This is a genomic window from Enterobacter cloacae complex sp. IR5412 (genome assembly GCF_049237385.1).
Classification (GTDB): Bacteria; Pseudomonadota; Gammaproteobacteria; order Enterobacterales; family Enterobacteriaceae; genus Enterobacter; species Enterobacter intestinihominis.
Map to the genome: position 1 here is coordinate 386,882 of NZ_JBMKHQ010000003.1, position 25,273 is coordinate 412,154.

Consider the following 25,273-nt stretch of genomic DNA (forward strand, 5'->3'; position numbering starts at 1 on the left):
AACCACTGGCAGAATAATCAGTTGTCGCCGAAATGGATGACGGTACGAATGGATTTTCCTTCGTGCATCAGATCGAAAGCTTCGTTGATCTGCTCCAGCGGCAGGCGGTGCGTAATGAACGGGTCGAGCTGAATTTTGCCGACCATCGCATCTTCAACCATGCCCGGCAGCTGTGTACGGCCTTTCACGCCGCCAAATGCCGACCCGCGCCATACGCGCCCTGTCACCAGCTGGAAGGGACGGGTTTTAATCTCCTGACCCGCGCCGGCCACACCGATAATGATGCTCTCACCCCAGCCTTTGTGGCAGCACTCCAGCGCTGAGCGCATCACGTTGACGTTGCCGATACATTCGAAGCTGAAGTCCACGCCGCCGTCGGTCAGCTCAACGATCACGTCCTGAACCGGTTTGTCGTAGTCTTTCGGGTTGATGAAGTCGGTCGCACCCATCTCACCTGCGAGCTTAAATTTCTCCGGGTTGGTATCCACAGCAATGATACGCCCAGCTTTCGCCTGTACCGCGCCCTGGATGACCGCCAGACCGATCCCGCCCAGGCCGAACACCGCCACGGTGTCACCCTCTTTCACTTTCGCCGTGTTATGCACCGCGCCGATACCGGTGGTGACACCGCAGCCGAGCAGACAGACTTTATCCAGCGGGGCCTGCGGATTCACTTTCGCCAGTGAGATCTCGGCGCACACCGTGTATTCGCTGAAGGTGCTGGTCCCCATGTAGTGATAGATTGGCTCGCCGTTATAGGAGAAACGGGTGGTACCGTCCGGCATAAGACCTTTGCCCTGCGTAGCGCGCACTGCCTGACAGAGATTAGTTTTGCCGGATTTGCAGAACTTACACTCGCCGCACTCTGCGGTGTAAAGCGGGATCACATGGTCGCCGGGCTTCAGGCTGGTAACGCCTTCACCCACTTCCACCACTACACCGCCCCCTTCGTGGCCGAGCACCGCCGGGAATACGCCTTCCGGATCGTCACCGGACAGGGTAAACGCATCGGTATGGCAGACGCCGGTGTGAGTAATTTTGATCAGCACTTCGCCTTTCTTCGGCGGAGCAACATCAATTTCAACGATTTTCAGCGGCTGGCCTGGGCCGAACGCGACAGCTGCGCGAGATTTCATGATGTCTTTCCCTTGTTGTGAGGTGTGTGGGTTTATTTTAGATAAGAGCGCAGCAAATGGCCGACTTCCGCCATCCGCACTGCCCGCTGATCCGGGGTGGTCTCCCCCGTCACCAGCTCATCTTTGAGGTGAATTTCAACCATTTCACCCATCAGGCCATTGGCAGCACCGCGCACGGCGGCAATTTGCTGCAGAATGGCGAGACAGGGATCGCCCGACTCCAGGGCGCGTTCAAGGGCATCAACCTGGCCTCGAATGCGGCGGACGCGGGTCAGAATACGTTTTTTATCTTCGGGTGAATGCGGCATACGCCCTCCTGATACTATATGGGGGTATGGTACCTCGTATGTTATTGCCCTGTAAACCACAAGATAGAGACGCTGCAATGAGCACATCGCCGGCAAGGAACAAAAGATATTTAGGGTTTATTCTGGCCGCTACGAATCCTATTTAGCTCGTAATGTTAAAATTCAGCACTTATATGGCACGATGTGAACAGAAATAACATTCTCGTCACCTAACATACTGCTACAAACAAAATGGTGGTGTTAATGATTGTACTAAAGAGCTTTTTATTCTTTGTTGGCGCGGCGGTCGCATGCGCGCTTATTATACTTTGTCTTTGGGTTGATATGCGGTTTGTCGGCCATGATATTCCGGAATTATCACTGACCGAAATTATGCAGGAAACGGTATTAGCGACTATCGTTTTTCTCCATTTTTGTCTGGCGAAAATGGATGAATCCATGCGTTACTGTAATATACTGGTTGGCGGTTTTTTCCTGACGATGTTAATTCGTGAACTGGACGCGCTTTTTGACCTCATTTCTCATGGGAGTTGGGTGTGGTTCGCGCTGATTACCGCTCTGCTGGCTATAATTCGCCCCGTTATGCATTTTCGCACTACCCTGGAACAGCTGGCAAAATACACGCAATCCCCCTGGTACGGTATTCTGTTGAGCGGCCTGCTGGCTGTACTGGTCTTCTCCCGTCTCTTTGGGATGCAAGTGCTGTGGCACGCCATTCTGGAGCATGGCTATATGCGTGTCGTGAAAAACGCCGTGGAGGAAGGTTCGGAATCGTTCGGCTATATGCTGTGCCTGGCCGCATCCCTTGGCTATTACATTACCTTTCGCGCTAACGCACGAGAGAAATAGTCTCTTCCCGCTACGTAGACAGAGACGGCGAGGGAAATATTTATCCACTCCATCCTTAGGGCGTTATGGTGGACATGTAAGAAAGACATATCCTAAAAAGAGGTAATCAGGCGTCGATTTTAGCGAATTCTCTCTCACTCTTGCCATCAGCGTCTATCCTTAGACTATCAACAAAAGGAGGCTGGAATGTCTGATTTCGACACTGATAAAAATGCACAATACGCTGGCGATAAAGCCAAAAACAAACTTGATGAATTATCCGGCTCTGCGCAGCAGCAGTTTGGTGAATTCGTTGATTCCCCTAAACATCAGGTGAAAGGTGCAGCGAAAAAATATGCTGCCCAGGCTAGTGATGCCGTCTCGGATGTTACTGAAGCCGTCAGAAATAACCCGTTAACGGGCTTAATCGCTGCGGGTGCGGTAGGCATCGTTCTGGGACTTCTGCTGGGACGGAAATAATTTCAGGCCCTCCGGGGCCTTTTCTTTTCCCCACGTTTTTCTCCCTCTCTTCCCCCCCTAATTTTGATAGTTCTTATGACAAATCCCCGAACCGCACGAAAAACTTGTACAATTTAGATGTACAGATTTGACCGGATAGTATAAATTCGATGCCAGTGATGTTACAAAATTGTTTGTCAACGGTGGAAAATTATGCGTCGCAACCATGCTCCCTCTACAGCAGAAAGCGCTATAACCTTGTATTTTAACAAGGATAATGTCCCAACACAGCAGGAAACCCTTGGTGCCATCGTCAGTGAGATCATCAAAGAAAATGTACAACTGAGCAGAATGACAATTTGTACAAAGCTGTTGCGCAGAATTGAAGAATCAACGTCTGACGTTGAGAAAGCGCACTATAACGGTTTGATAGCCCTCTTCTTCGAGCGTTAACCTGAACACTGTTTTTAACTTACTAAGTTAGTCATGCTGAGTGAGAATAGAGCATCTGGATGCGATGACTAACCCCATGCTACAGCCGCGTGTAGCAGAGTGAGATTAAGCTATGCATAGAACTAAATTTGAACGACTTAAGGATGACCTTATCGGTGAGGCCGTATTATCCATACTGAAAGAGAACGGACCTATTACCTTTGCGTCTCTTGCTAATCGCCTGCTGGCGATGGCTAACGTTGAATCAAATGATGAGCGTAAAAATGCATTGATTGCCGCTGAAGATGAAGTGCGCCAGCGTGTAACCGGCGTATCGCACGACCGGGGAAGAGTGATGGGCGATTATGAAATTGGCCGCATGCGCTCTCTCTTTACTCACAACACGCTTCTGAGCCCAAATAAGAAACACTAATTTTAACCGAGACGGTGACCACCATGAGTAAAGCGACTATGCACCAGACGTATAATTTTGAAGCCCTGCACGATAAAGGACTGGCGGAACACTTTCTTAATGCTGGAAAGCATCTCAGTGGTGAAGTTGAAGTGTTAGGCTCGGCAATACGCTGTATTATGCTGACCGGTGACAACCTTTCGAATAAAGAGATCATCCTGCAACTGATTCACGCCCTTGAAATTACCGAGGAGCCTGAAGCCTGCGATGTCATTCGCAACACACTTGAAATTGTTGTCGGCTTTACGCGTGATGATATCTGAGAATACACTATTGCGACGGTGAGTGAGTGTTTTTTACTGGTGGTCGAATACTGTAGTCTGTCGTACCACCAGCATATGAAGCCGTTAACTAAATAGCCGTACCATTCGATCCAACTCTTCTTCTTTAACCGCGCGGGAAAGATAATAACCCTGGAATCGCTTAACCCCTAACGCGACAAGTTTTTCAAATTTTTCTTCGCTATCGACGCCTTCCGCAACGCATTCGGTCCCCGTCATGTCGCTGTAAACCTGTATCGCTTTAATAATGCTATAGTCTTTGTCGTTAGCCACAAAGTGCTCAACAATATCGCGATCAAGCTTTAGTCCATCAACATTAATCAGTCTGATGGGCAGCATAGCATGATATTTTGAAAAACAGTCATCCAGAAAAAGCCGACATCCCTCGGCGCGTAAACGCTGGAGTGTTTCGGGAATATTTTTATCCTTTGTTACGTCAATCGTTTCAGCTAGTTCAAAGACTAGTTTCCCGGCCCACTGCGGTTTGAGTAACATTTCGACGGCCTTTTTGGCCATCCCCGGCAGCGCGTTTCCCGAAGCAAGTTGAGGAGGAATGTTAATTGAAAAATAATATTTTCCATTGTATTTATTGATACCTGATACGGCCGCATGGATGACTAACGCCGTTAGCTTGAGCCATATTTCACTATTTTTTATCCCTCCCAGAAAATAGGCTGGCTTCAGGATCTCACCTTTTTTATGCCAGCGCAGCAGGATTTCAAATCCAACTCCTTTTTTATCACTATCAGTGATAATTTGATAAGCCGCAAAGATTTCCCGTTTATGTAACGCTTGTAATATATCTATTTCCGTTTCCGAAAACACTTTTGTTTTATTTTTTCCTGCACAAACCTCATCTCTGAAAACGCGAGAGTCGCTAAACCATACTCTGATAATATATAATTTACCCAAACCCACCTTGCGATGGGTATAAATAGTTTTATCTGACAGCCCTAACCTCTTACTCTGCTCTTTTATGGAAATACCCCGATAGAAATTCAGTAGCACGGTTAACTCGCGATGTGTTAACCCATGCAAATTTTCTTTACCCTCCTTGTCCGGTACGTTACGCAACAAGCGTGAAGGGCCAGCACGCTCATCTGTCTCATTTTTTACAAAGCCCATTATTTCTGTAATATTCTCTACCCTGATCGTGGAAAGCTTTTTTGTATTATTAACGAGACTTCTCAACGTTGCATTAAGCCATCGCTCAGGTAGTGCACCATACAGGGTGACCCTGCAAATCACCGGCAGTGCATTCAGAACGGATACCAAGCGCTTCAGGCTTTCAAGAAAAGTAGCAACGTCACGACCAAGGAAAACCGAAACCTCGGGCGATTGATTTTCCATCATTTTTTCAACGTCAACGGAACATATTTCATCCTCTTCAAAATGGAGTCGCGTGGCGTGTACGCCTCGAGATTTCAGAAGCAGGCTATACCCTTCAAAGGTGAAACCGCAGGCTGAAATAACAAACCGTTGCTTGTAGCAAGTACCTTGCACAGAGGGTAAATTTTGAGACATAACCTGCTCCTGAGAATACAAACATCATTCCCATATGTAATTAAAGCCAATATTCCTTGTCGCATTGAATAATTTTACCGCACCCCATTTGGTTAATAAACCGTTATCAATGTTATGCACATGAACATCTTTGCGTTAATCAACCGACTCATCCATATGCAGCATAAATATCATTTTCTTTTCATATAACAACAGTAACCAGGACTTTCTCAAGGTATAATGAAAATTCCGAAAAAGAAGTCCGGACACTTCTTCTCATCGGCTCAGACAAAAAAGAGAAAATGCTATGGATAATCACATCTCATCCAGAGCTTTGCTACATCGACGGGATGTCATTAAAAACAACCCGCGATTTAGTGAAGCTATAATAGAACACTACAGAATCAATGACGCCATTTATAAAAAACAACCCCTGTTCTACAAAACGATGCTTCAGGAATCACGGTTCAATATAATACTCTCAATATGTTGTTTTGTTTTTGGCAATCAGGCTGAGTCGGTCTCGGAGATTAAGGCACTGTGCTCACGCTATAATATCGCCAGCCCTAACAGCGTTATTGCGATCATCACCATACTTAAAACCACCGGGCGAATTAAGACTTGGCGCTGTACCGAAGATCGGCGAAAAACAAAAATCGCGCCTACGGAAAAAGGACTGGATGAGCTTAAACGCTATATGTCCGGGGCGTTCACGCCTGTTAGCATTCTTTATCCGACATTCAACATTAATGTTAATCTTCTGGACAATGACACACTCAGGCACAACTTTTTCCGGCGCGCCGCAGAATACCTTTTCCGCGGATTAACATTCAGTAAAGTACTTCCGGAGGTGGGTTTATTTATTGATAAGGATGGTGGCCGGATGATTATGCTCTATCTCTATTTGCAGGCCATTAAAAACAAAACAGCATACGGTGCCATAATAGCGTATTCAGCCAGCACACTTGCAAAAGAATTTTTCGTCTCGCGTATTCACGTCAACCGCATTATCAAATCGGCACAGGAGGCAGGTTATCTTAAAGATCGCGGCGATGGCCGGATGTCCATTTACCCGGCATTTATCGAACTTGTCGAAAATTATGCCGGTTTATATTTTGCCTATGTCACACATTACATCAATGTGGTGCCAAAAGAACGACGCCATGCTGTCAACATGACGTCTACACTCTGATCTGACGGGCGTTCGGCTTGCTGAACGCCTTTTTTATCGCTCGCGCAGCGCCTCTTTTGCCTTATTTAACGGTTTCAGCAGATAATCAATGACGGATTTACTGCCGGTTTTGATATCAACCGTAGCTATCATGCCCGGAAACACCGGGAATTCCTTGCCCTGCCGGTTAGTCAGATGGTTACTGTCTGTACGGATATAAACGCGATAATAATAAACATCCCGTTTCACCTCGTCCTGAAGGGTATCCGGTGAAATCATCGTCACCTCCCCCTCCAGCCCGCCGTAAATGGAGTAGTCATAAGCGGTGATTTTCACCAGCGCTTTTTGCCCGGGATGGATAAACGCGACATCGCGCGGCGAGATTTTCGCTTCTATCACCATCTGGTCATCAAGCGGTACCAGGCTCATCAGTTTGCCGTTCGGCGGGATCACCCCGCCAACCGTCGTCACGTCAATGTCTTTCACGATGCCACGCACCGGCGCATTAAACGTTAAGCGGGTGAGTGAGTCTTCGCGCCCTTTCATCACCGAACGCTGCGCTTCGATTTCCGCGTTCGCTTTCGCCAGTTCTTCGCGGGCGCGAACGTAGTACTGGTTTTTCATCTCGGTGATTTTGCTCTCCAGCTCATTTTTTTGGCGTTCAAGGCGTAAGACTTCGACCTTACTGGCTGCCCCCTGCGTCACCAGCGGGCGCGTTAATGCCAGTTCACGCTGCACGAGATCCGCTCCCTGGCGTAAACCCGCCAGCCCTTTTTCAAGGCTTTCGCGACGAGACTGGTAAAGCGCCGTTTCCTGTTTAACCAGCTCAACGTCGTCATCCAGCTCTGCCGGGAATGTCAGCCCGGTGTCGTTCACTTCAGCATTCAGACGCGCGGCTGTCGCCATCGCAGCATTTAATCGAGACTCGCTCTCAAGCACGCTGGACTCGGTTTTCGTCCGGTCCAGTTGGGCAAGCTGTTGACCACGCTCGACGATATCGCCTTCGCGCACCATCAGACTGTGGATAATCCCCCCTTCCAGGGACTGGATCACCTGCTCGTGGGAGGACGGGATCACCTTGCCACTGCCCGTAGTGAACTCATCCAGCTGGAACAGGCTGGCCCAGGTAATAAACACCACCAGCAGGGCAAACAGCGACCATGCCACCAGCGACGATCGCGGCAGGCGGGGCTCCTTCAGTCGGCTATTAAAGCGGGAGAAATCATTCATGCCACGCCCTCCGTTTTCAGTTTAACCGTGCGCTGCGGCGCCTGCTGCGGGGCCATTCCGTGCTGGCGTAAAATGGCATCACGAGGGCCATCCATCACCACTTTGCCGTTTTCCAGCACGATGATGCGGTCAACCAGGTCCAGAATCGGCAGACGATGCGTCGCCACCACCAGCGTCCGGCGCTTACCGAGCCACTGGTGCAGATGCTGGATAAACTGCTTCTCGCTGACCTCATCCAGCCAGGCGGTGGGTTCATCCAGCAGCAGAATATTCGGCGAGGTGATCAGCGCGCGGGCCAGCAGCAGCGCCTGACGTTGCCCGCCGGAAAGCCCCATTCCGCCCTCGTTGATGATGGTGTTCAGCCCCATTTTCTGCTTGCGCACAAACTCCAGCGCGCCGCTATTGACCAGCGCCTGATGGATTTCCTCGTCTGTCGCCAGCGGATTACCCATCAGGATGTTGTCGCGTACGGAGCCGAAGAACAGCCTCGCCTGCTGACTGAGCAGCTGCATATCGCGGCGTACGTCAGCCGGGTCAAGATGATTGAGAGCAATATCGTCCAGCAAAATGCTGCCCTGCTGTGGCTCCTGCATTCCCGCCAGCAGGTGCAGCAAAGTGCTTTTCCCCGAGCCATTCCGCCCGAGCACCGCCACGCGCTCCCCGGCGCGAATGCGCAGTTTGCTGACGTTCAGCACGGTGAGCTTCTCTTCTTCGTCGTAATAAAACCCGACGTCGTCCAGCTGATAATCACCGCGCAGGTGGGCTTTATGCACTTTTTTGCCGTGCTGGGGATCGTCAATCGGACGCTGCATCAGGTCATCCAGTCCCTTGCGGGCCACCTTTGCTGACTGCCAGCGGGAGAGCACGCCGGAAATCTGCGACAGCGGCGCAATGGTGCGGGACGCCAGAATCGAGGTGCCCACCAGCGCACCGGTGGTCATGTCGCCGCTGATGACCAGGTAACAGCCCACCAGCAGCACCACGGCGTAGACGATAGATTGCACCTCCTGGGTCCAGGTCAGCAGCAGCCCCGTCAGCCAGCGCTGTTTCATGCCGACGCTGGCGGCAACGTCATTGGTGTTATTCCACTGGTTCTGGAACCGCTGCTCGGCGCGCATCAGCTTGATGTCCTCAAGCCCCTGCACCGCTTCCACCAGCGTGGCGTTACGAATCGCCGATTCACGCATCCCTTCGCTGGAGAGTTTTCCCAGCGGGCGCTGCACCAGCAGGCCGGGAATGAGCAGCAGCGGCACGGCCAGCAGCACCACCAGCACCAGCGGGCCGCCAATCATCCACAGAATGAAGACGAACAGCAGGAAGAACGGCAGATCGGAGATGGCTGCAATGGTGGTGGAGGTGATCAGCTCCCGCACCGACTCCAGCTCGCGGATCTGGGCGATAAACGACCCGGTCGATTTCGACCGTGCGCCGTTTTTAATCCGCAGGGCGTGGGCAAACACGCGCTCGGAAATACGCAGGTCGGCGCGTTTCCCTACCACATCCGAAATATGCACCCGCAGCATGCGCATAATGAATTCAAACACGATAGCGATCATCACGCCGCCAAACAGCACCCACAGCGTGGCCTCCGACTGGGACGGCACCACCCTGTCATACACCTGCATGGAAAAGACCATGCCGGAGAGCGCCAGCACGTTGGCGACCAGCGCCACCAGCATAATATCGCTGTAACGACGCCAGTCTTTCAGCGCCAGCTGCCAGAACCAGTTTTTCTCATAGGGTTTGATGTAATCATCCACGCGCGCATCCGGCGTGGACTCCAGGGGACGCAGCACCATCAGCCCTTTTAACCGCGAACCGAGTTCGTCACGCGTCAGCGTCGTCTCCAGGCCGCCGTCGCCGCTGAACTGCACGCTGATGTTCCCTTCGTTGTCCATACGGTTGATGACCGCGATTTGCCCGCCGGTGAACTCCGCCAGCAGCGGTAAGCGCCACGGGTCGAGCGATACGGCTTCCGCCGCTACCCAACGCATCCCCAGCCCAAGCTGGCGCGCCATCTCCTCCAGCACCAGCTGGCGCGAAGACTGGCTTTCATGGTTAATCGTGACCCGAACATGCTCCGCCGAAAAATCCAGCCGATAGTGCTTAGCGATGATGAGCATGCCCTGCAACCAGGGTTCGTACTGTGGATGTGTCTTCATAATGCTACGTCCTGTTCAGGGCGATGATTTCGCACTGAAATGATACCTTTGCGAGATGATTAGAAATCGAACGTTGCCTAAACGAGCCCGCAAAATAATCTTGTGAAATAGAGGGTTATGGCTATTAATGTAAAGAAACGCAAAAAGCCGCGAGGATCGCTCCCCGCGGCGTTGTTTTACGCAATTAACAGTTGATGATTTGCCAGCAGCGTCGCCAGATCCGTCTGCACGCCGTTCAGCGTCACCAGGGTGGTTGGCGAGAACTGGCCGCCCGTCCCGTCGAGGTCAACCTGGATCTCGGTGTTGCTGCCGTTCTGCACCACGCGGATGTAGTCAGCAATGTTGCCCGCGCTACTGTCCAGCGTCGCCACGCCGTTCACGTAGCTCGCCGAGCCGGTGCCGGTATAGCCGCTGTCGGAAAGCAGGTCACGCAGATCGATGCGGTCCGTGTCTGCCGTCCCTTCCCAGGTACCGACGGTAAAGCCGTTCACCACATCGCTACCGTTGCCGCCGGTCGCGTCAGACGCGTTGATCAGCTTATAGAGCAGCGTGTCCTGACCGCCGCTGCCGATGTTGAAGGTGTCGTTACCGCCGCGGCCTTCGAACTGGTTATCACCGCTGTTGCCGGTGATCACGTCGTCATAGTCGGAGCCGTTAATCCCTTCAATATTCAACAACCGTGTGGTACCGAACCCGGTGTCCTGCGCCGTTGAGAGGCGCAAATCAACAGTTATCTCAGAGGTGGCATTGCGGTAATCCACCACGTCCATGCCGCCGGTATTGCTCCAGGTGTCGTAGTCGGAATGGGTATTCCAGCCGCCGGAGCCATTATAGGTATAGCTCCCATCCTCTGCGATAAAGGTGTCGTTATACCCGGTTCCGGTAATGGTTCCGTTGTGGCCGCCGGTGGCCGCTTCGGCGGTGAGAACATAACCCTCTTTGCCGTTGCTCGCGTCCAGGCCGGTCCAGGTGACGTTATCCGACACGCCGTTGGTGATCTTCACGATCTCCGCCGAGTAGGTTTCGTTCGGATCCAGCCCGTAGAAACTTACCAGCGCAGAGGTATCATTCGAGCCAATGCCGGACTGGGCGTTGATGATCTGCGAGGCCACCAGTACGCCCGCGGCGTTGTACAGATTGACCGTGTTGCCGTAGTAGGCGTTGATGCCCTCGCTATCGACAATGTGCAGATGCATCGCGGTACCGTCAGCAATGGTTTTGCTGTTTTGCACCAGCACCACCTTGCCATTCTGCTGAGACACCAGCAGATCCTGCGCACCATCCCAGTTGTAGTCCACCGCGGCGACGCCGGTGACGTTAGCAAGCCCTGACGCAAGCTGGCTTGAAGTCCAGGTTGAGCCGTAGCCGTTGTTGGTGAACAAGGTTGCCGTCTGCGAGCCGCCGTAGGTGCTGAGCTTGATGATGTCCATCTGCCCATCGCCGTTCCAGTCCACCGCCACCGACAAATAGCCCGCCGTGGCGTTAGAGGCTTCCACCGCGCTCCTGGTGGTGGATAGCTGCCCGGTACCGTCGTTGTAGTAAATCACCCCGCCGTTGTTGTTGTAGCTGCTGCCCAGGTACAGGTCCATGTAGCCATCGCCGTTAAAGTCCGCCCACGTCATGGACGCCGCCGTGGTGGTATTCGAGGCGTTGGCCACAAACACGTTGGTCAGGTTCTGGCCAATGGAGAGCGTACCGTTCCCGTTGTTGTTTATCACGGTGAGCGAGTACGCCCCGCTGCGGTTGGTGTGCTGCACGATGTCCACGGTGCCGTCGTTGTTCAGGTCGACGCCGGAGATTTCACGTCCGGAATCGAACTGGCCGTAGAATCCACCTTCCCCGCCGGTGCCGTCCGGCGACAGAACGCCGTTGGTATTAACCAGGTAGGTCAGGGAGTCCATACCGGCATCTCCGTAGGCCAGATCCAGATAGCCATCCCCGGTTTTATCGTAGGCAATTACGCCGCCGTACCAGATAGTGGTCCCCATTGCCAGCTGGCTGGCGGTGTAACTGCTGCCATCGTAGGTCCACATCACCTGCGTAGAACCCGCGTAGGTGTTCTCAGTTGCGAAAATATCCTGGGTGCCGTTACGGTCAAAGTCGGCGGCGGTCTGACTCACCACGTAATAGCCACGGGTGTTGCTCAGCGTATTGCCGGCATAGGTCGAGCTATCGCTGCTGGAGTAAGACTGGCCGTTAGCAATGATATTCCACAGGCCGCTGCTGTTCGTGCCGACCGTCATAGTCGAGTTATTCAGGTTACCCGCAGTGGTCGCCCAGTCGGTATTCACCGAGGTGGTATCGATCACCAGGCTGCCGGTTGCCGTACCAGTGGTGTTACCGTTGCCCGCGCTACTCTTCACCTGCGCGGTTACGTCGTAGTTCGCCACGCTCAGGGCATCGCTGTCCGGGATCTGCAGATACCAGGTATTGTGATCCGGGTCGACTACCACCGCGCCGCCGGTCTGCGACGTATAGGTTTTCCCGTTCACCATCACCACCAGGTACTCCCCATTCACCAGGTCCGCAGACACCGTGCCATTAATAATCGGCGTGGTATCCGAGGTGGTCTGGGCAGTAATCGCCGCCGTGGTGGTCGGGATGCTGGTATCGACGTTCAGCACAAAGCCATCCGATTCCGTGTAGTTACCGGCTTTGTCGGTGACGCGCAGAATGTAAGTGTGATTCCCGTCGAGCAGGCCGTTGTCCTGATAGGACCAGCTTGCGCTGCCGTTCATTGTGACCTGACCCAGCAAGATCCCGTCCCGGTAAAGCTGCACGATTTCGCCGTCTTCCGGAGCACGGTTAAGCGTACCGTTGATCAGTGGTGAGGTATCGTCCGTCGCGACTGATGCGCCGTACGTGCCCGTACGTTCACCTTCCCCGTCGGTATAGCTGACCACCGTTCCCACCGTTTCAGGCGGCGTGGTATCAACCGTTACCACCTGCGAAGAGGTTGAGCCGACGTTGCCCGCCTGGTCGATGATCCGCACCTGCCAGGTGTAATCCCCGTCCGCCAGATCGCGGGTATCCGTATAGCTCCAGCGCTGGTTAGTGACGGCAGTGTCAATCCAGGTATTGCCTCCGTCGAGGCTGATCTGTACGCGCTCGTCGCTGGCCAGCGCGCTGCCCAACGAGCCGTTGATCGTCAGCGAGGTGTCCATGGTGATGAAATCACTCCCGGACTGCCCGGTATCTTCGCTGATGCTGTCAATGGTGATGCCGTACTGCGGCGCCTGGGTATCCACCGTCACGTCCTGCGTGGTGGTGGCCCCGACGTTGCCCGCCTGATCGACAACCCGCACCTGATAGCGGTAGTCGCCGTCGGCCAGGGTGCGCGCGTCGTTATAACTCCACCGGGTGCCGCTTACCGTGGCGTAAACCCAGGTAGTGCCGCCATCCATGCTCACCTGCACATACTCACCCGCCCCGAGTTCGGCCCCGAGCGTCCCGTTGAGCGTGTACGAGGTCGAACTGGTCAGGAAGTCGTTATTGTCGAAGCCGGTATCGACGGTGATGTTATCCACGGTCACCGTAATCGCCGCATCCGGCGCGACCGTATCGACCGTCACCTGCTGATGAGCGCTGGCACCCACGTTGCCCGCCGCATCCACTACGCGAACGTAGTAGTCATAGGTCTGGTTACCCAGCGTGCGGCCGTCCACGTAGTACCAACTGTTGCCGGTGACGATCACGTTCTGCCAGCTGACTCCGCCGTCGATGCTAATCTGGGCATATTCGCCGTCGGCCAGCGTTGCGCCGAGCGAGCCGTGCAGCGTCAGGGAGGTATCATTGGTGATAAAGTCGCTGCTGCTCAGGCCGGTATCGTCGCTGATGCTGTCGATAGCGATCGTTTTGCTGGCGTCCGGCGCGACGGTATCAATGGTCACCACCTGGCTGGTGGTGGCGCTGATATTCCCCGCGTCGTCAATCACCCGCAGCTGGTAGTTGTAGTCTCCGTCGGCCAGCGTGCGGCCATCAACGTAGGTCCAGCTCAGTCCGCTGACGCTCACGTCAGTCCAGGTCGCGCCACCGTCCAGGCTGATCTGCGCGTGGTCGCCGCTGCCCAGGGCCGCGCCGAGCGTCCCTTTCAGGCTAATCTGGTTGTCGCTGGTAATGAAGTCGCTGTCGGACAGGCCGGTATCCTGCGAGACGGAATCCACGGTAATGCTCGTCGCCGCAGGCTTCGTCAGATCGATTACCACGTCCTGGCTGTCCGTTGCCCCGACGTTGCCCGCGTTATCAATGACGCGCACCTGGTACGGGTACGTACCGTCCGTCAGGGTGCGGCCATCGGTGTAACGCCAGGTGGTGCCGGTCACGGTCAGGTCAATCCAGGTGACGCCGCCGTCGAGGCTGATCTGCGCCTTCTCGTTATTACCGAGCTGCGCGGTCAGGGAACCGTTCACCACCACCTGCTTATCGTTGGTGATGAAGTCACTCGCGCTCAGGCCGGTATCGTTTTGCAGGGAATCAATGCTGATCCCCATTGACGGTGCGGTGAGATCCACGGTGACGCTGTGGTTATCGCTGGCGCTGTTGCCGATGGCGTTGCTCACCTGCGCATTGATCATGTACGAACCGCCGTCCGCCAGCGCGGTCACGTCTGCGCTGCCGACCGTATAGCTCCAGGTGCCGTCATTTTGAACGGTAGCCGTGTAGGTTTTACCGTTAAGCGTAATGGTCACCGTCTGGCCCGCAGGCGCGTCGGTGGTACCGCTGACAATTAGCGGCGTGCCGTGCTCGGCGGCGTTGACGATATCGTCCTGGGCAAAGGTGTTGATGACGATGGTCGGCACGTCGCCGTTCAGCGTCATGTCGTGTGTTGCGCTGCCCGGGTTACCCGCCTTATCGCTCACCGTAGCCGTAATGGTGTAATCCCCATCGCTCAGGCCGAGGAAGTCGCGGCCCGGCACGAAGACCGACCACGAACCGTCTGATCCAACGGTCGCCTGATAGCTGTGCCCGTTGAAGGAGACGGTCACCGTCTGGCCCTGCTCCGCGGTGGTGGTCCCGCTAATAGTCTGCCCCGCCAGCAGCTCGGCGTTGTTGACGATATCGTCATCGGCCACGGTGCTGATGGTGACGGCTGGTGCGACGGTATCGACCGTTAAGGTATGGGTCGTCTGGCCGCTGTTACCGGCTTTATCGTTGACCACGGCGGTCACCGTCAGCGCACCCTGGCTCAGTGCGACCAGGTCTGCCGCCGGAACGTCCAGCGTCCAGGTGCCATCGCTGCCGACAAGCGCAGTGTAGGTTTTTCCGCCCAGCGTGACGGTCACCGTCTGGCCTGCTTCCGCGCTGGAAGAGCCGTGTACGGTGAGCGGCTGCTGAGCTTCCGCCGCATTCAGCACGTCGTCGCCCGACAACGTGTTCACGCTAATCACCGGCGCGGTGGTGTCCACGCTGATGGTATGCGTCGCCGAGGCGCTGTTCCCGGCGCTGTCCTGCGCCGAAGCAGAAACCTGGTAGCTCGCGCCGTCGGCCAGAGCGCCCACGTCGGCGGCTGGAACGGTGGTCTGCCAGGCGCCGTCGCTCTGAATGGTGGCCGTATAGCTCTTACCATTCAGGGTGATAGTGACCTGCGTGCCGCTGGCGAACTGCGCACTGGAACCGTTGATAACCAGCGACGCGCCCGCTTCTGCCGCATTGATCACGTCATCACCGCTGAGGGTGTTGACGGTCAGCGCGACCGATGCGGTATTTACCACCACGTCATGGGTCTGAGTGCTGCTGTTGCCTGCGCTGTCGGTGATAGTCGCGCTGAGGGTTACGGTGCCGTCGGTCAGTGCGGAAATCACGCTGGCCGGAACGCCCACGCTCCAGTAACCGCTGGCGTCAACGGTGGTGGTGTACTGATTCGAACCGATGGTGATAATCAGCTTATCGCCGACGCTGGCGCCGGTTGCGGTGCCGCTGACGATCTGCGCCTGCCCGTGCTCCACGCTGTTGATGACGTCATCACCCGCCACGACGTTAAAGCTGACGGTCGGCGGCGTGGTATCAAGCGTAATCGCTTTGCCCGCGCTGCCCGGGTTACCCGCGGCGTCACTCACGCTCACCTGCACGGTGTAGCCGTTATCCGCCAGGGCGGACAGGTCTGTGCCCGGCACGTTAACGCTCCAGACGCCGCCCTGCTGAACCTGCGCGGTGTAGCTGTTCCCGCCGAAGGTTACGGTTACCGTCTGACCGACTTCCGCCGTGGTGGTGCCGGAAATGGCCACGCCCGCAGCCGCTTCGCTGCCGTTGATCACGTTGTCGCCTGCGACCGTGTCAATCGTCACGGTTGGCGCGGTGGCATCTACACTGTATTCGCGGCCCGCAGAGGCGCTGTTGCCGTGCGCGTTGGTGATGCTCACCTGCACGCTGGCGTCGCCGTCTTTCAGACCCGCAAGATCCGAGGAAGGCACGTTCGCCGTCCAGTTGCCGTCGGCATCGACTTTGGCGGTGTAAGACTTGCCGCCAAAGGTGATGGTCACGGTCTGGTTCTCTTCCACATTGGATGTGCTGCCGGAAAGCACCAGATCCGCGCCTTTCTCCGCCGCATTAATCACGTCGTCGGTGGCGATGGCATCGATGCTGATCGCCACGGCTGCCAGATCGACGGTGACGTCGTGGCTGATGGAGACCGGATTTCCCGCCGCGCTCTGGCCCGCTACGGTGACGGTCATCGTGCCTGCGGCCAGAGCGCCCACGTCTGCCGCCGGGATCGCCGCGGTCCAGGAGCCGTCTGCCAGTACCGACGCGGCATAGGTCTTGCCATTCAGGGTCACGGTGAGCGTAGTGCCCGCCGCCAGCCCATCGCTTGAGCCAGTGACGATAAGATTCTGACCATGCTCAATGCTGTTGATCACGTCATCGCCCGCCACGGTATCCACGCGCAGCCCCGGCAGGCTGGCGTCGATAGTGATATCGCGCTCGCCCGTTCCCGTATTGCCATGGTCATTAGTGACGGTCGCTGACACCATTAAATCGCCGTTGCCCAGCGCCGTCAGAACCGACTCAGGCACGTTCACGGACCAGGTCAGATCGCTCTGCACCGTCGCGGCGTAGCTGTTGCCGCCGATGGTCACCGTCACGGTGTTGCCCGCCTCAGCGTTCGTTACCCTGCCGCTGAGGGTCTGCCCCGCAGCCACTTCCGCCGCGTTAATCACGTTGTCGCCCGCCACGGTGTTGATGGTGACGGTTGGCAGCGCGGTGTCGACAAGCAGGTTCGCGGTATTGCTCACGCTGTTGCCCACGCCGTTGGTGGCGGTCGCGTTAAGGGTGTAACTGGCCTGACCGAGACCGGCCAGATCCGCCGCCGGAACCGTCAGGCTCCAGGTGCCGTCTGCCGCAGTTGTCGCCGTGTAGTTTTTACCGTTCAGAATGACGGTCACCACGGTGCCTTCCGCCAGGTTGGCGCTGGTGCCGCTGACGCTCAGGTCCTGGCCTTTTTCAACGGCGTTCAGGACGTTGTCATCACTGATGGCGTTGAAGCTGACCGACGGCAGACCGGTATCGACGGTCACATTATGCGTGCCGCTGCCGGTGTTGCCCGCCGCGTCGGTGACAGACGCAGTGACGGTCACCGTACCGTCGCTGAGGCCTGAAATCACATTTGCCGGAACGCCCACGCTCCAGTTACCCGCCGCGTCCAGCACGGTGGTGTAAGTCTGGCCGCCGATCGTGACGGTGACCTTATCGCCCGCCGCCGCGCCGGTGGCGGAGCCGCTGATAATCTGTGCCTGCTTGTGTTCAGCCACGTTAATCACGTCGTCGCCTGCCACGGTGTGGATGGTCACAGTCGGAACGGTCACATCCACCATCAGAGTGTGATCAACCGATGCCGGGTTACCCGCCTTGTCGCTGACTGAGGCAGTGACCGTCACGCTGCCGTCGGTTAATCCTGCCAGATCCGCCGCCGGAACGTTCAGCGTCCAGCTGCCGTTGGCGCTGACGGTTGTGGTGTAATCTTTGCCGTTCAGCGATACGGTCAGCGTCTGGCCCGCTTCGGCGGTGCTGGTGCCGGAAATTGCCAGGTCTGACTGCGCTTCTGAGGCGTTGAGGATATCATCTGTGGCAATCGTGTTGATGGTCACGGACGGCGCGGTAGCATCCACGCTGTACTCGCGGCCCGCCGAGGCGCTGTTGCCGTTCACGTTGGTGACGCTTACCTGCACGCTGGCATCACCCTCTTTCAGACCGGTCAGATCCGAAGATGGCACAGTGGCGGTCCATTTACCCTCAGCGTCCACCGTGGCGGTGTAGTTCTTGCCGCCGAAGGCGATGGTGACGGTTTGATTTTCCTCCACGTTCGCAGTGGTGCCGGAGAGCACCAGATCCGCGCCCTTCTCGGCGGCGTTGATCACGTCATCGGAAGCGATGGCGTCAATGCTGATGGCGACGTTTGCCAGATCCACCGTCACATCATGGTTGATAGTCACCGGATTGCCCGCGCTGCTCTGGCCTTCAACGGTCACGGTGACCGTGCCTGCGGCAAGGGCACTCACGTCCGCAGAAGGGATCGCCGCACTCCAGGTGCCGTCTGCCAGCACGGTAGCCGCATAGGTTTTACCGTTTACGGTGACGGTCAGCGCCGTACCCGCCGTCAGGCCGTCGCTTGAACCCGTGATAATCAGATTCTGCCCGTGTTCGATGCTGTTAATCACGTCATCGCCCGCCACGGTGTCCACGCGCAGGCCCGGCAGATTCGCGTCTATCACGATTTCGCGCTCGCCCGTTCCGCTATTGCCCACGCCGTTGGTGACGCTGGCTGACACGGTTAAATCGCCGTTGCCCAGCGCGGTCAGCACAGACTCCGGCACGCTAACGGACCAGGTGAGATCGCTCTGCACCGTTGCGGTGTAGCTGTTGCCGCCAATGGTCACGGTCACGGTGTTGCCTGCTTCGGCATTCACCACCTTACCGCTGATAATCTGGCCGGTTGCCAGCTCCGCCGCGTTAATGACGTCGTCACCTGCCACGGTGTTGATAATCACGCCCGGCAGAACGGATTCCACGTTCACGGTGTGCGAGGTGCTGGTGCTGTTGCCGACGCTGTCCGTCGCGGAGGCCGACACGGTGTAAAGCGCTTCACCCAGTTGCCCCACCTCGCTCGCCGGAACGGTGGTGGTCCATTGGCCATTGGTAGCTACCGTGGCGCTGTACGCTTTGCCGTTCAGTATCACGGTCACCACCGCGCCTGTCGCCAGGCCGGAAGCCGTACCGGAGATCGTCAGATCCTGGGTTTTCTCGGTGTTGTTGATCACATCGTCACCGGACACGGTGTCAATGGTCAGCACCGGCGCGGTGAGGTTGACTTCAACCTCGTGCGTTGTGCTGTTGCTGTTTCCGGCTTTATCGGTCAGCGCCGCGGTGATGGTGTGATCCCCGGCGGTCAGAGCACTCACGTCCGCCGCAGGCACGCCCACGTTCCACTTGCCGGAAGCGTCCAGGGTCGCCGTGTAATCTTTGTTATTGATGGTGACGGTCACCACGTCGCTCGCCTCCGCACCGGTCACGGAACCGGTGACAATCAGCGCCTGCGCATGCTCGGCGCTGTTGATCACGTCGTCGTCGGAAACGGTGTTAATGGTCAGCTGTGGCACCGTGGTATCCACCAGCACATCGCGGTCCGCCAAGGCCGGGTTACCCGCCTTATCCGCGACGGCTGCCGTGATGGTGTAATCGCCGTCGGTAATCGCGCCGATATCCGCAGACGGTACGGTGACGCTCCAGCTGCCGTTCGCCTGTACGGTGGTGGTGTAGTCCACGTTGTTCAGCGTCACGGTCACGGTCTGACCCGCTTCGGCGTTGGAGACACCGTTAACGACCAGATCCTGCTGCGCTTCGGCCGCGTTGATGATGTTGTTGTCGCTGACGATCTCGATGGACACCGTCGGCGCGGTGGCGTCCACGCTGTACTCGCGGCCCGCTGAGGCGCTGTTGCCGTTTACGTTGGTGACGCTGACCTGCACGCTGGTGTCGCCGTCTTTCAGTCCGCCCAAATCGGCAGACGGTACGGTCGCCGTCCAGTGGCCGCTGGCATCCACCGTCGCGCTATAGGTCTTACCGCCGAAAATGATAGTAACGGTCTGGTTTTCTTCCACGTTGGTGGTCGAGCCGGACAGCACCAGATCCGCACCCTTCTCGGCTGCGTTAATCACGTCGTCGGTAGCGATGGCGTCGATGCTGATGGCGACCGGCGCCAGATCCACCTTCACGTCATGGCTGATGGAAACCGGATTACCCGCCGCGCTCTGGCCGTCAACGGTCACGGTGACTGTACCTGCGCTCAGCGCGCCGACGTCAGCCGCCGGAATAGCCGCCGTCCAGGTGCCGTCCGCCAGCACGGTTGCCACGTAGGTTTTGCCGTTGACGGTGACCGTCAGCGCCGATCCGCTCGCCAGCCCGTCGCTGGAGCCGGTGATAATCAGGTTTTGAGTATGCTCGATGCTGTTGATCACATCGTCGCCTGCCACGGTATCCACGCGCAGGCCCGGCAGGCTGGCATCAATCGTGATGTCGCGCTCGCCGGTGCCGGTGTTGCCGTGGCCGTTGGTCACGCTCGCTGTTACGGTGAGATCGCCGTTACCGATAGCGGTTAAGACGTCAGATGCCACGTTAACCGACCAGCTCAGATCGTCCTGAACCGTCGCGGTATAGGTGTTGCCCCCGATACCGATCGTGACAGTGTCACCGCTCGCCGCGCCGCTCACTTTCCCGCTCAGGGTTTGTCCGGAAGCCACTTCCGCTGCGTTAATCACGTCGTCGGTGGCAACTGCATTAATGGTGACCTGCGGCAGCGCGCTGTCGACCAGCACGCTATGGCTGGTGTTCGCGCTATTACCCGCGGTATCGGTCACGCTGGCCGTCACGCTGTAGCTCGCTTCGCCCAGTGCCGAGACGTTTGCCGCCGGAACGGTGACGCTCCAGTTACCGCTGGCATCGGTGGTAGCGGCGTAACTGATACCGTTCAGGGTTACGGTGATGCGGGTCCCGTCCGGCTGGTTGCTGGTGCCGGAGACCAGCAGATCCTGACCTTTCTCGGTCGCGTTGATCACGTCGTCAACCGCCAGGGTAGTGATCGGCGCGGTCAGGGAGACGTCAAACGCGTGCGTCGCGCTGGTGCTGTTGCCCGCTTTATCGGTGAGCGTGGCGGAGATCGTTTGATCGCCGTTAGCCAGCGCGCCCACGTCCGCCGCCGGAACGCCCACGCTCCAGTTACCGGCACCGTCCAGCATGGCGGTGTAGTCTTTGCCGTTCAGGGTCAGGGTAATCACATCGCCCGCCTGCGCGCCCGTCACCTTGCCGGTGACAATCAGCGCCTGGCCGTGCTCGGCAATATTAACAATGTCGTCGCCCGCCACAATGTTGAAGGTAATCTGCGGCACGGTAGTGTCGACCAGCACGGACGCCCCCGCGCTGGCCGGGTTGCCCGCTTTATCGGACACGGTCGCCGTGACCGCCGCGCTACCGTCTGCGATCCCCGCCAGATCCGCCGCCGGTACATCCAGCGTCCAGCTGCCGTTTGCCTGCACCTGGGCGGTGTACTGATTGCCGTTGAAGGTCACGGTGACCGTCTGGCCTGCTTCGGCAGTAGACGTCCCGCTCAGGGTCAGGTCCTGCGCCGCCTCTGCCGCATTTAGCATGTTGTCGCCGCTGATGGTGTTGATGGTGACCGCTGGCGCGGCGGTATCGACGCTGAATGCCTGCGAGGAAGAGGCCGCGTTGCCGTTCATGTTGGTTACGCTGACCTGTACGCTGGCGTCGCCATCCTTCAGGCCGCTCAGTTCGGCAGCCGGTACGGTGCAGGTCCAGTCGCCGTTGGCATCGACCATCGTGGTCCAGGTTTTACCCGCAAAGATAATGGTAACGGTCTGGCCCGCTTCAACGTTCGAGGAGGAGCCGGACAGCACCAGATCCTGGCCTTTTTCTGCCGCGTTCAGCACGTTGTCGTCCGTCACGCTGTTGATGCTTATCGCCACCGGGGCGAGATCGACATCCACCACGGTACCGATGTTCACCGGGTTGCCGGAGGTATCCTGCGCGCTGGCGCTGATGGTGAGCGCTCCATCCGCCCACCGGGAGACGTCCGCGGCCGGAACCGCAGCCTGCCAGGTGCCGTCCGCCAGTACCGAGGCGGAATAACTCTTGCCGTTGATGCTCACGGTGACGGTGCTACCCGCCGCCAGGTCGGTGCTGGTGCCGGAGATAACCAGGTTCTGCGCGTGTTCAATAACGTTAATGACGTCGTCACCAGCGACGGTATCAATGCGCAGGCCGGGCAACTGGGCGTCAATGGTGACATCCAGGGAAGACGATCCGGTATTACCGTGCGCGTTCGTCACGCTGGCCGAGACGGTCAGGTCGCCGTTGCCGAGCGCGGTTAACTGACTCTGGGTTAACGGCAGGCTCCAGGTGAGATCGTCCTGTACGGTAGCCGTGTATGTCTGCCCGCCGATGATAATGGTGACGGTATCGCCCGATGCCGCGTTCGATACTTTCCCGGTCAGGGTTTGCCCTGCGGCCACTTCCGCCGCGTTAACGATATTGTCGCCCGCGACGTTGTTGAGGGTAACAACCGGCAGCGAGCTGTCCACCAGCACATCGTGCGTGGCAGAGGCGCTGTTGCCCACATTATCGGTGACGCTCGCCGTCACGGTGTAATTGGCTTCACCCAGCGCGCTCACCGCAGAGGCGGGTACGGTAACGCTCCAGTTGCCACTGGCGTCGGTGGTGGCTGCATAGTTGATACCGTTCAGATTAACGGTGATGGTGGTTCCTTCCGGCTGGTTGCTGGTACCGGAAAGCAGCAGATCTTCGCCCTTCTCTGCCGCATTGATCACGTCATCCGCTGCCAGCGTATTAATACCGATTACAGGCGTGACTGTATTGACCACCACATCCACTGAACTGCTGCCGGTGTTGCCGGACCGATCGGTCACGGAGACGTTAATGGTCCAGGTGCCGTCCGTCAGCCCCTGAACGACGGACGCAGGCAGGCCGAGGCTCCAGTTGCCCGCCGCATCCACCACGGTGGTGTAGTCCACGTTATTGATGGTGATGATGACCAAATCACCCGCCGCCGCGCCGGTGACGGAGCCGCTCAGGATCTGCGCCTGTGAATGGGCCAGCTGGTTAACGGTGTTGGTGTCGGTGACGAAATCGTTGATGGTCACCTGCGGCACGGTGGCATCCACCAGCCCAACGCGGTCCGCGCTGCTGCTGTTGCCCGCCACGTCACTGACGGTGGCCGTGACGGTGACATTGCCATCGGTCAGCGCGCCAACGTCGGCGGCAGGCACGTTCAACTGCCAGCGACCGTCCGCCTGGACCGTGGTCTGGTAAGATTTACCGTTCAGCGTCACGGTGACCGTCTGGCCCGCTTCAGCGGTTGTGCTGCCGCTGAGCACCAGATCCTGCTGCGCTTCTGCCGCATTAATGATGTTGTCGTCGGTCAGGTTATCAAGCGTAATGGCTGGCGGCTGCGTATCGACGGTCACCACGCGTGAGGCGTCCGCGCTGTTGCCGTTGACGTTAGTCACGCTGACGCTCACCTGCGCCCGCCCGTCGATCAGCGTTTCCATCGCGCTCGCCGGAACGGTCAGGCGCCAGGAGCCGTCCTGCTGCACCTGTGCGGTAAAGGTTTGATCCGCGAATTTCACCACCACGGTTTGCCCGGCCTCTACGCCCTGCGTCTGACCGGAAAGCGTGACATCCGCGCCTTTTTCCGCCGCGTTGAGCATATCGTCAGTGGTTACGGTATCGATGGTGACGGCCACCGCGTTCAGGTCAAGCTCGATCGGGTGTTCAGCCGCCACGGTGTTGCCCCAGGCATCTTCCGCACTGACGCTGACGGTCATGCCTCCCGCCGTCCATGCCTGCAGGTCCGCTGACGGCACGCCAATCTGCCAGCTGCCGCTGGCGTTAACCGTGGTGACGTATTCAACATTATTGATGGTGACGGTGATCTGTGTGCCTTCGGCCAGATGAGTGCTGGAGCCGGTCACGGCCAGATCCTGCTGCTGTTCAATGGCGTTAATCACGTCATCGCCAGAGATCGTGTTCACGCGCAGGCCCGGCAGTTCGGCGTTGATGTTGATATCACGCTCGCCGGTGCCGGTGTTGCCGTGCGCATTGGTGACAGAGGCGCTGAAGGTTAAATCGCCGTCGCCAAACGCCTGAAGGTCGGCCGATGGGATGGTCACGCTCCATTTCAGGTCGCTGCCAACCGTCGCGGTGTAGCTCTTGCCGCCCACGGTGACAGAGACGGTATCGCCCGCCGCCGCGCCGGTGACGCGTCCGCTGAGGGTTTGGTCAACCGCCGCTTCGGCGTTATTGACCAGGTTATCCCCGGCAAAGGAGTTGAGGATCACCTGCGGCAGCGCGGTATCGACCAGCAGATTCGCCTCGGCGGAGCCGCTGTTACCCACGCTGTCGGTGCCGCTGACGCTCACGGTGTAAAGGGTATTCGCCAGATCCAGCACGTCGGAAACCGGCACCTGAACGGACCAGCTACCATTCTCAACGGTGGCCTGATAGTTAACGTTGTTCAACGTCACGGTGACAGCGCTGCCGTTCGGCAGATTACTGGTCCCGCTCAGGCTCAGAGGCTGCATGGCCTCCTGCGCATTCAGGACGTTATCCTGGCTGATGGGGTCAAGGGTGAATTCCGGCGGGTTGCCGCTGAGCGTAATGCCGTGCGTCGCGCTGCCGGTGTTGCCCGCCGCATCGGTCACGGAGACCGAAATGCTGTGGCTACCTTCACCCAGCGCGCCAATGACAGAGGCAGGCACGCCGACGCTCCAGCTGCCGTCCGCCTGGACGACACCGGTAAAGGTCTTGCCGCCAACGGTCACGGTGACAACGTCGCCCGCCGCCGCGCCGTTCGCCTGGCCGGAAATAATCTGAGCCTGCCCCTGCTCGCTGGTGTTCAGAATGTCGTCGCCCGCGACAGTGTTGATAGTGACCACTGGCGCTGCGGTATCGACCGTGAAATCGGCGGTGGTGGAGGCCCCGTTACCCGCTTTGTCGCTGACGTTTGCCGTCAGGGTGTGCTCGCCGTTAGCCATCGCCTGTACTTCACTGGCCGAAAGCGTAACGGACCAGGTGCCGTCGCTGCCCACGGTCGCCGTGTGATTTTTGCCGTTCAGCGTGACCGTCACAATCTGGCCCGCTTCCGCATCGGTTTTTCCGGTCAGCGTCAGCGGCTGATTATGTTCAGCCGCGTTGATGATGTTGTTTTGGGCGATTGTGTCGACAGAAATTGCTGGCGCAGCGGTATCGACGCCAATCGTCTGGCTGCCG

General features: G+C 57.5%; 12 protein-coding genes. 6 read left to right on the forward strand and 6 right to left on the reverse strand.

The features are described from left to right. Positions 1-17: 17 nt before the first annotated feature. Together ACOTX2_RS08130 and ACOTX2_RS08135 are read right to left on the reverse strand one after the other, a co-directional pair. On the reverse strand, positions 18-1,136 hold the full coding sequence (locus ACOTX2_RS08130; RefSeq protein WP_017693450.1) for an S-(hydroxymethyl)glutathione dehydrogenase/class III alcohol dehydrogenase: 1,119 nt from the start codon (positions 1,134-1,136) through the stop codon (positions 18-20). A gap of 32 nt (positions 1,137-1,168) precedes the next feature. Beyond that, complete coding sequence (locus ACOTX2_RS08135; protein WP_003857256.1) at positions 1,169-1,444, reverse strand: metal/formaldehyde-sensitive transcriptional repressor; 276 nt, start codon at positions 1,442-1,444, stop codon at positions 1,169-1,171. 243 nt (positions 1,445-1,687) lie between these two features. Here ACOTX2_RS08135 and ACOTX2_RS08140 point away from each other — a divergent pair, with 243 nt between their 5' ends. The 5 genes from ACOTX2_RS08140 to ACOTX2_RS08160 all read left to right on the forward strand — a co-directional run bounded on the left by ACOTX2_RS08140 (position 1,688) and on the right by ACOTX2_RS08160 (position 3,898). After that, entirely contained in the window at positions 1,688-2,293 is a 606-nt protein-coding gene (locus ACOTX2_RS08140) for a hypothetical protein (protein WP_063147349.1), read from the forward strand. Between the two features lie 186 nt (positions 2,294-2,479). Continuing rightward, positions 2,480-2,752, forward strand: coding sequence for a DUF883 family protein (locus ACOTX2_RS08145; protein ID WP_003857263.1), 273 nt, complete (start codon positions 2,480-2,482; stop codon positions 2,750-2,752). A 192-nt stretch (positions 2,753-2,944) separates the two neighbouring features. Then, positions 2,945-3,184 carry a regulatory protein YcgZ gene (gene ycgZ, locus ACOTX2_RS08150; RefSeq protein WP_003857265.1) on the forward strand — a complete coding sequence of 80 codons (240 nt, stop codon included), beginning with the start codon at positions 2,945-2,947 and terminating at the stop codon, positions 3,182-3,184. A gap of 112 nt (positions 3,185-3,296) precedes the next feature. Further along, a complete protein-coding gene (locus tag ACOTX2_RS08155) occupies positions 3,297-3,596 on the forward strand; it encodes a hypothetical protein (protein ID WP_023306164.1) in 300 nt (99 codons plus the stop codon). Between the two features lie 23 nt (positions 3,597-3,619). Next, on the forward strand, positions 3,620-3,898 hold the full coding sequence (locus ACOTX2_RS08160; RefSeq protein WP_075208094.1) for a biofilm development regulator YmgB/AriR family protein: 279 nt from the start codon (positions 3,620-3,622) through the stop codon (positions 3,896-3,898). 84 nt (positions 3,899-3,982) lie between these two features. Here ACOTX2_RS08160 and ACOTX2_RS08165 read toward each other — a convergent pair whose 3' ends face one another. Continuing rightward, positions 3,983-5,440, reverse strand: a complete 1,458-nt coding sequence (locus ACOTX2_RS08165; protein ID WP_063147350.1) for an EAL domain-containing protein — start codon at positions 5,438-5,440, stop codon at positions 3,983-3,985. A 286-nt stretch (positions 5,441-5,726) separates the two neighbouring features. Here ACOTX2_RS08165 and ACOTX2_RS08170 point away from each other — a divergent pair, with 286 nt between their 5' ends. Continuing rightward, positions 5,727-6,611, forward strand: a complete 885-nt coding sequence (locus ACOTX2_RS08170; RefSeq protein ID WP_023300064.1) for a hypothetical protein — start codon at positions 5,727-5,729, stop codon at positions 6,609-6,611. A gap of 33 nt (positions 6,612-6,644) precedes the next feature. Here ACOTX2_RS08170 and ACOTX2_RS08175 read toward each other — a convergent pair whose 3' ends face one another. From ACOTX2_RS08175 to ACOTX2_RS08185, 3 genes are all read right to left on the reverse strand, one after another. Beyond that, positions 6,645-7,820, reverse strand: coding sequence for an HlyD family type I secretion periplasmic adaptor subunit (locus ACOTX2_RS08175; RefSeq protein WP_100148796.1), 1,176 nt, complete (start codon positions 7,818-7,820; stop codon positions 6,645-6,647). Then, complete coding sequence (locus ACOTX2_RS08180; RefSeq protein WP_022648065.1) at positions 7,817-9,982, reverse strand: type I secretion system permease/ATPase; 2,166 nt, start codon at positions 9,980-9,982, stop codon at positions 7,817-7,819. The genes ACOTX2_RS08175 and ACOTX2_RS08180 overlap by 4 nt, the downstream gene beginning before the upstream one ends. Before the next feature lie 176 nt (positions 9,983-10,158). Beyond that, positions 10,159-25,260 carry an Ig-like domain-containing protein gene (locus ACOTX2_RS08185; protein WP_421625907.1) on the reverse strand — a complete coding sequence of 5,034 codons (15,102 nt, stop codon included), beginning with the start codon at positions 25,258-25,260 and terminating at the stop codon, positions 10,159-10,161. Positions 25,261-25,273 lie beyond the last annotated feature (13 nt).

Coding starts and splice junctions, on each gene's coding strand:
- ACOTX2_RS08130 (WP_017693450.1), bottom strand. CDS start 1,136: ATGAAATCTCGCGCAGCTGTCGCGTTCGGCCCAGGCCAGCCGCTGAAA.
- ACOTX2_RS08135 (WP_003857256.1), bottom strand. CDS start 1,444: ATGCCGCATTCACCCGAAGATAAAAAACGTATTCTGACCCGCGTCCGC.
- ACOTX2_RS08140 (WP_063147349.1), top strand. CDS start 1,688: ATGATTGTACTAAAGAGCTTTTTATTCTTTGTTGGCGCGGCGGTCGCA.
- ACOTX2_RS08145 (WP_003857263.1), top strand. CDS start 2,480: ATGTCTGATTTCGACACTGATAAAAATGCACAATACGCTGGCGATAAA.
- ycgZ (WP_003857265.1), top strand. CDS start 2,945: ATGCGTCGCAACCATGCTCCCTCTACAGCAGAAAGCGCTATAACCTTG.
- ACOTX2_RS08155 (WP_023306164.1), top strand. CDS start 3,297: ATGCATAGAACTAAATTTGAACGACTTAAGGATGACCTTATCGGTGAG.
- ACOTX2_RS08160 (WP_075208094.1), top strand. CDS start 3,620: ATGAGTAAAGCGACTATGCACCAGACGTATAATTTTGAAGCCCTGCAC.
- ACOTX2_RS08165 (WP_063147350.1), bottom strand. CDS start 5,440: ATGTCTCAAAATTTACCCTCTGTGCAAGGTACTTGCTACAAGCAACGG.
- ACOTX2_RS08170 (WP_023300064.1), top strand. CDS start 5,727: ATGGATAATCACATCTCATCCAGAGCTTTGCTACATCGACGGGATGTC.
- ACOTX2_RS08175 (WP_100148796.1), bottom strand. CDS start 7,820: ATGAATGATTTCTCCCGCTTTAATAGCCGACTGAAGGAGCCCCGCCTG.
- ACOTX2_RS08180 (WP_022648065.1), bottom strand. CDS start 9,982: ATGAAGACACATCCACAGTACGAACCCTGGTTGCAGGGCATGCTCATC.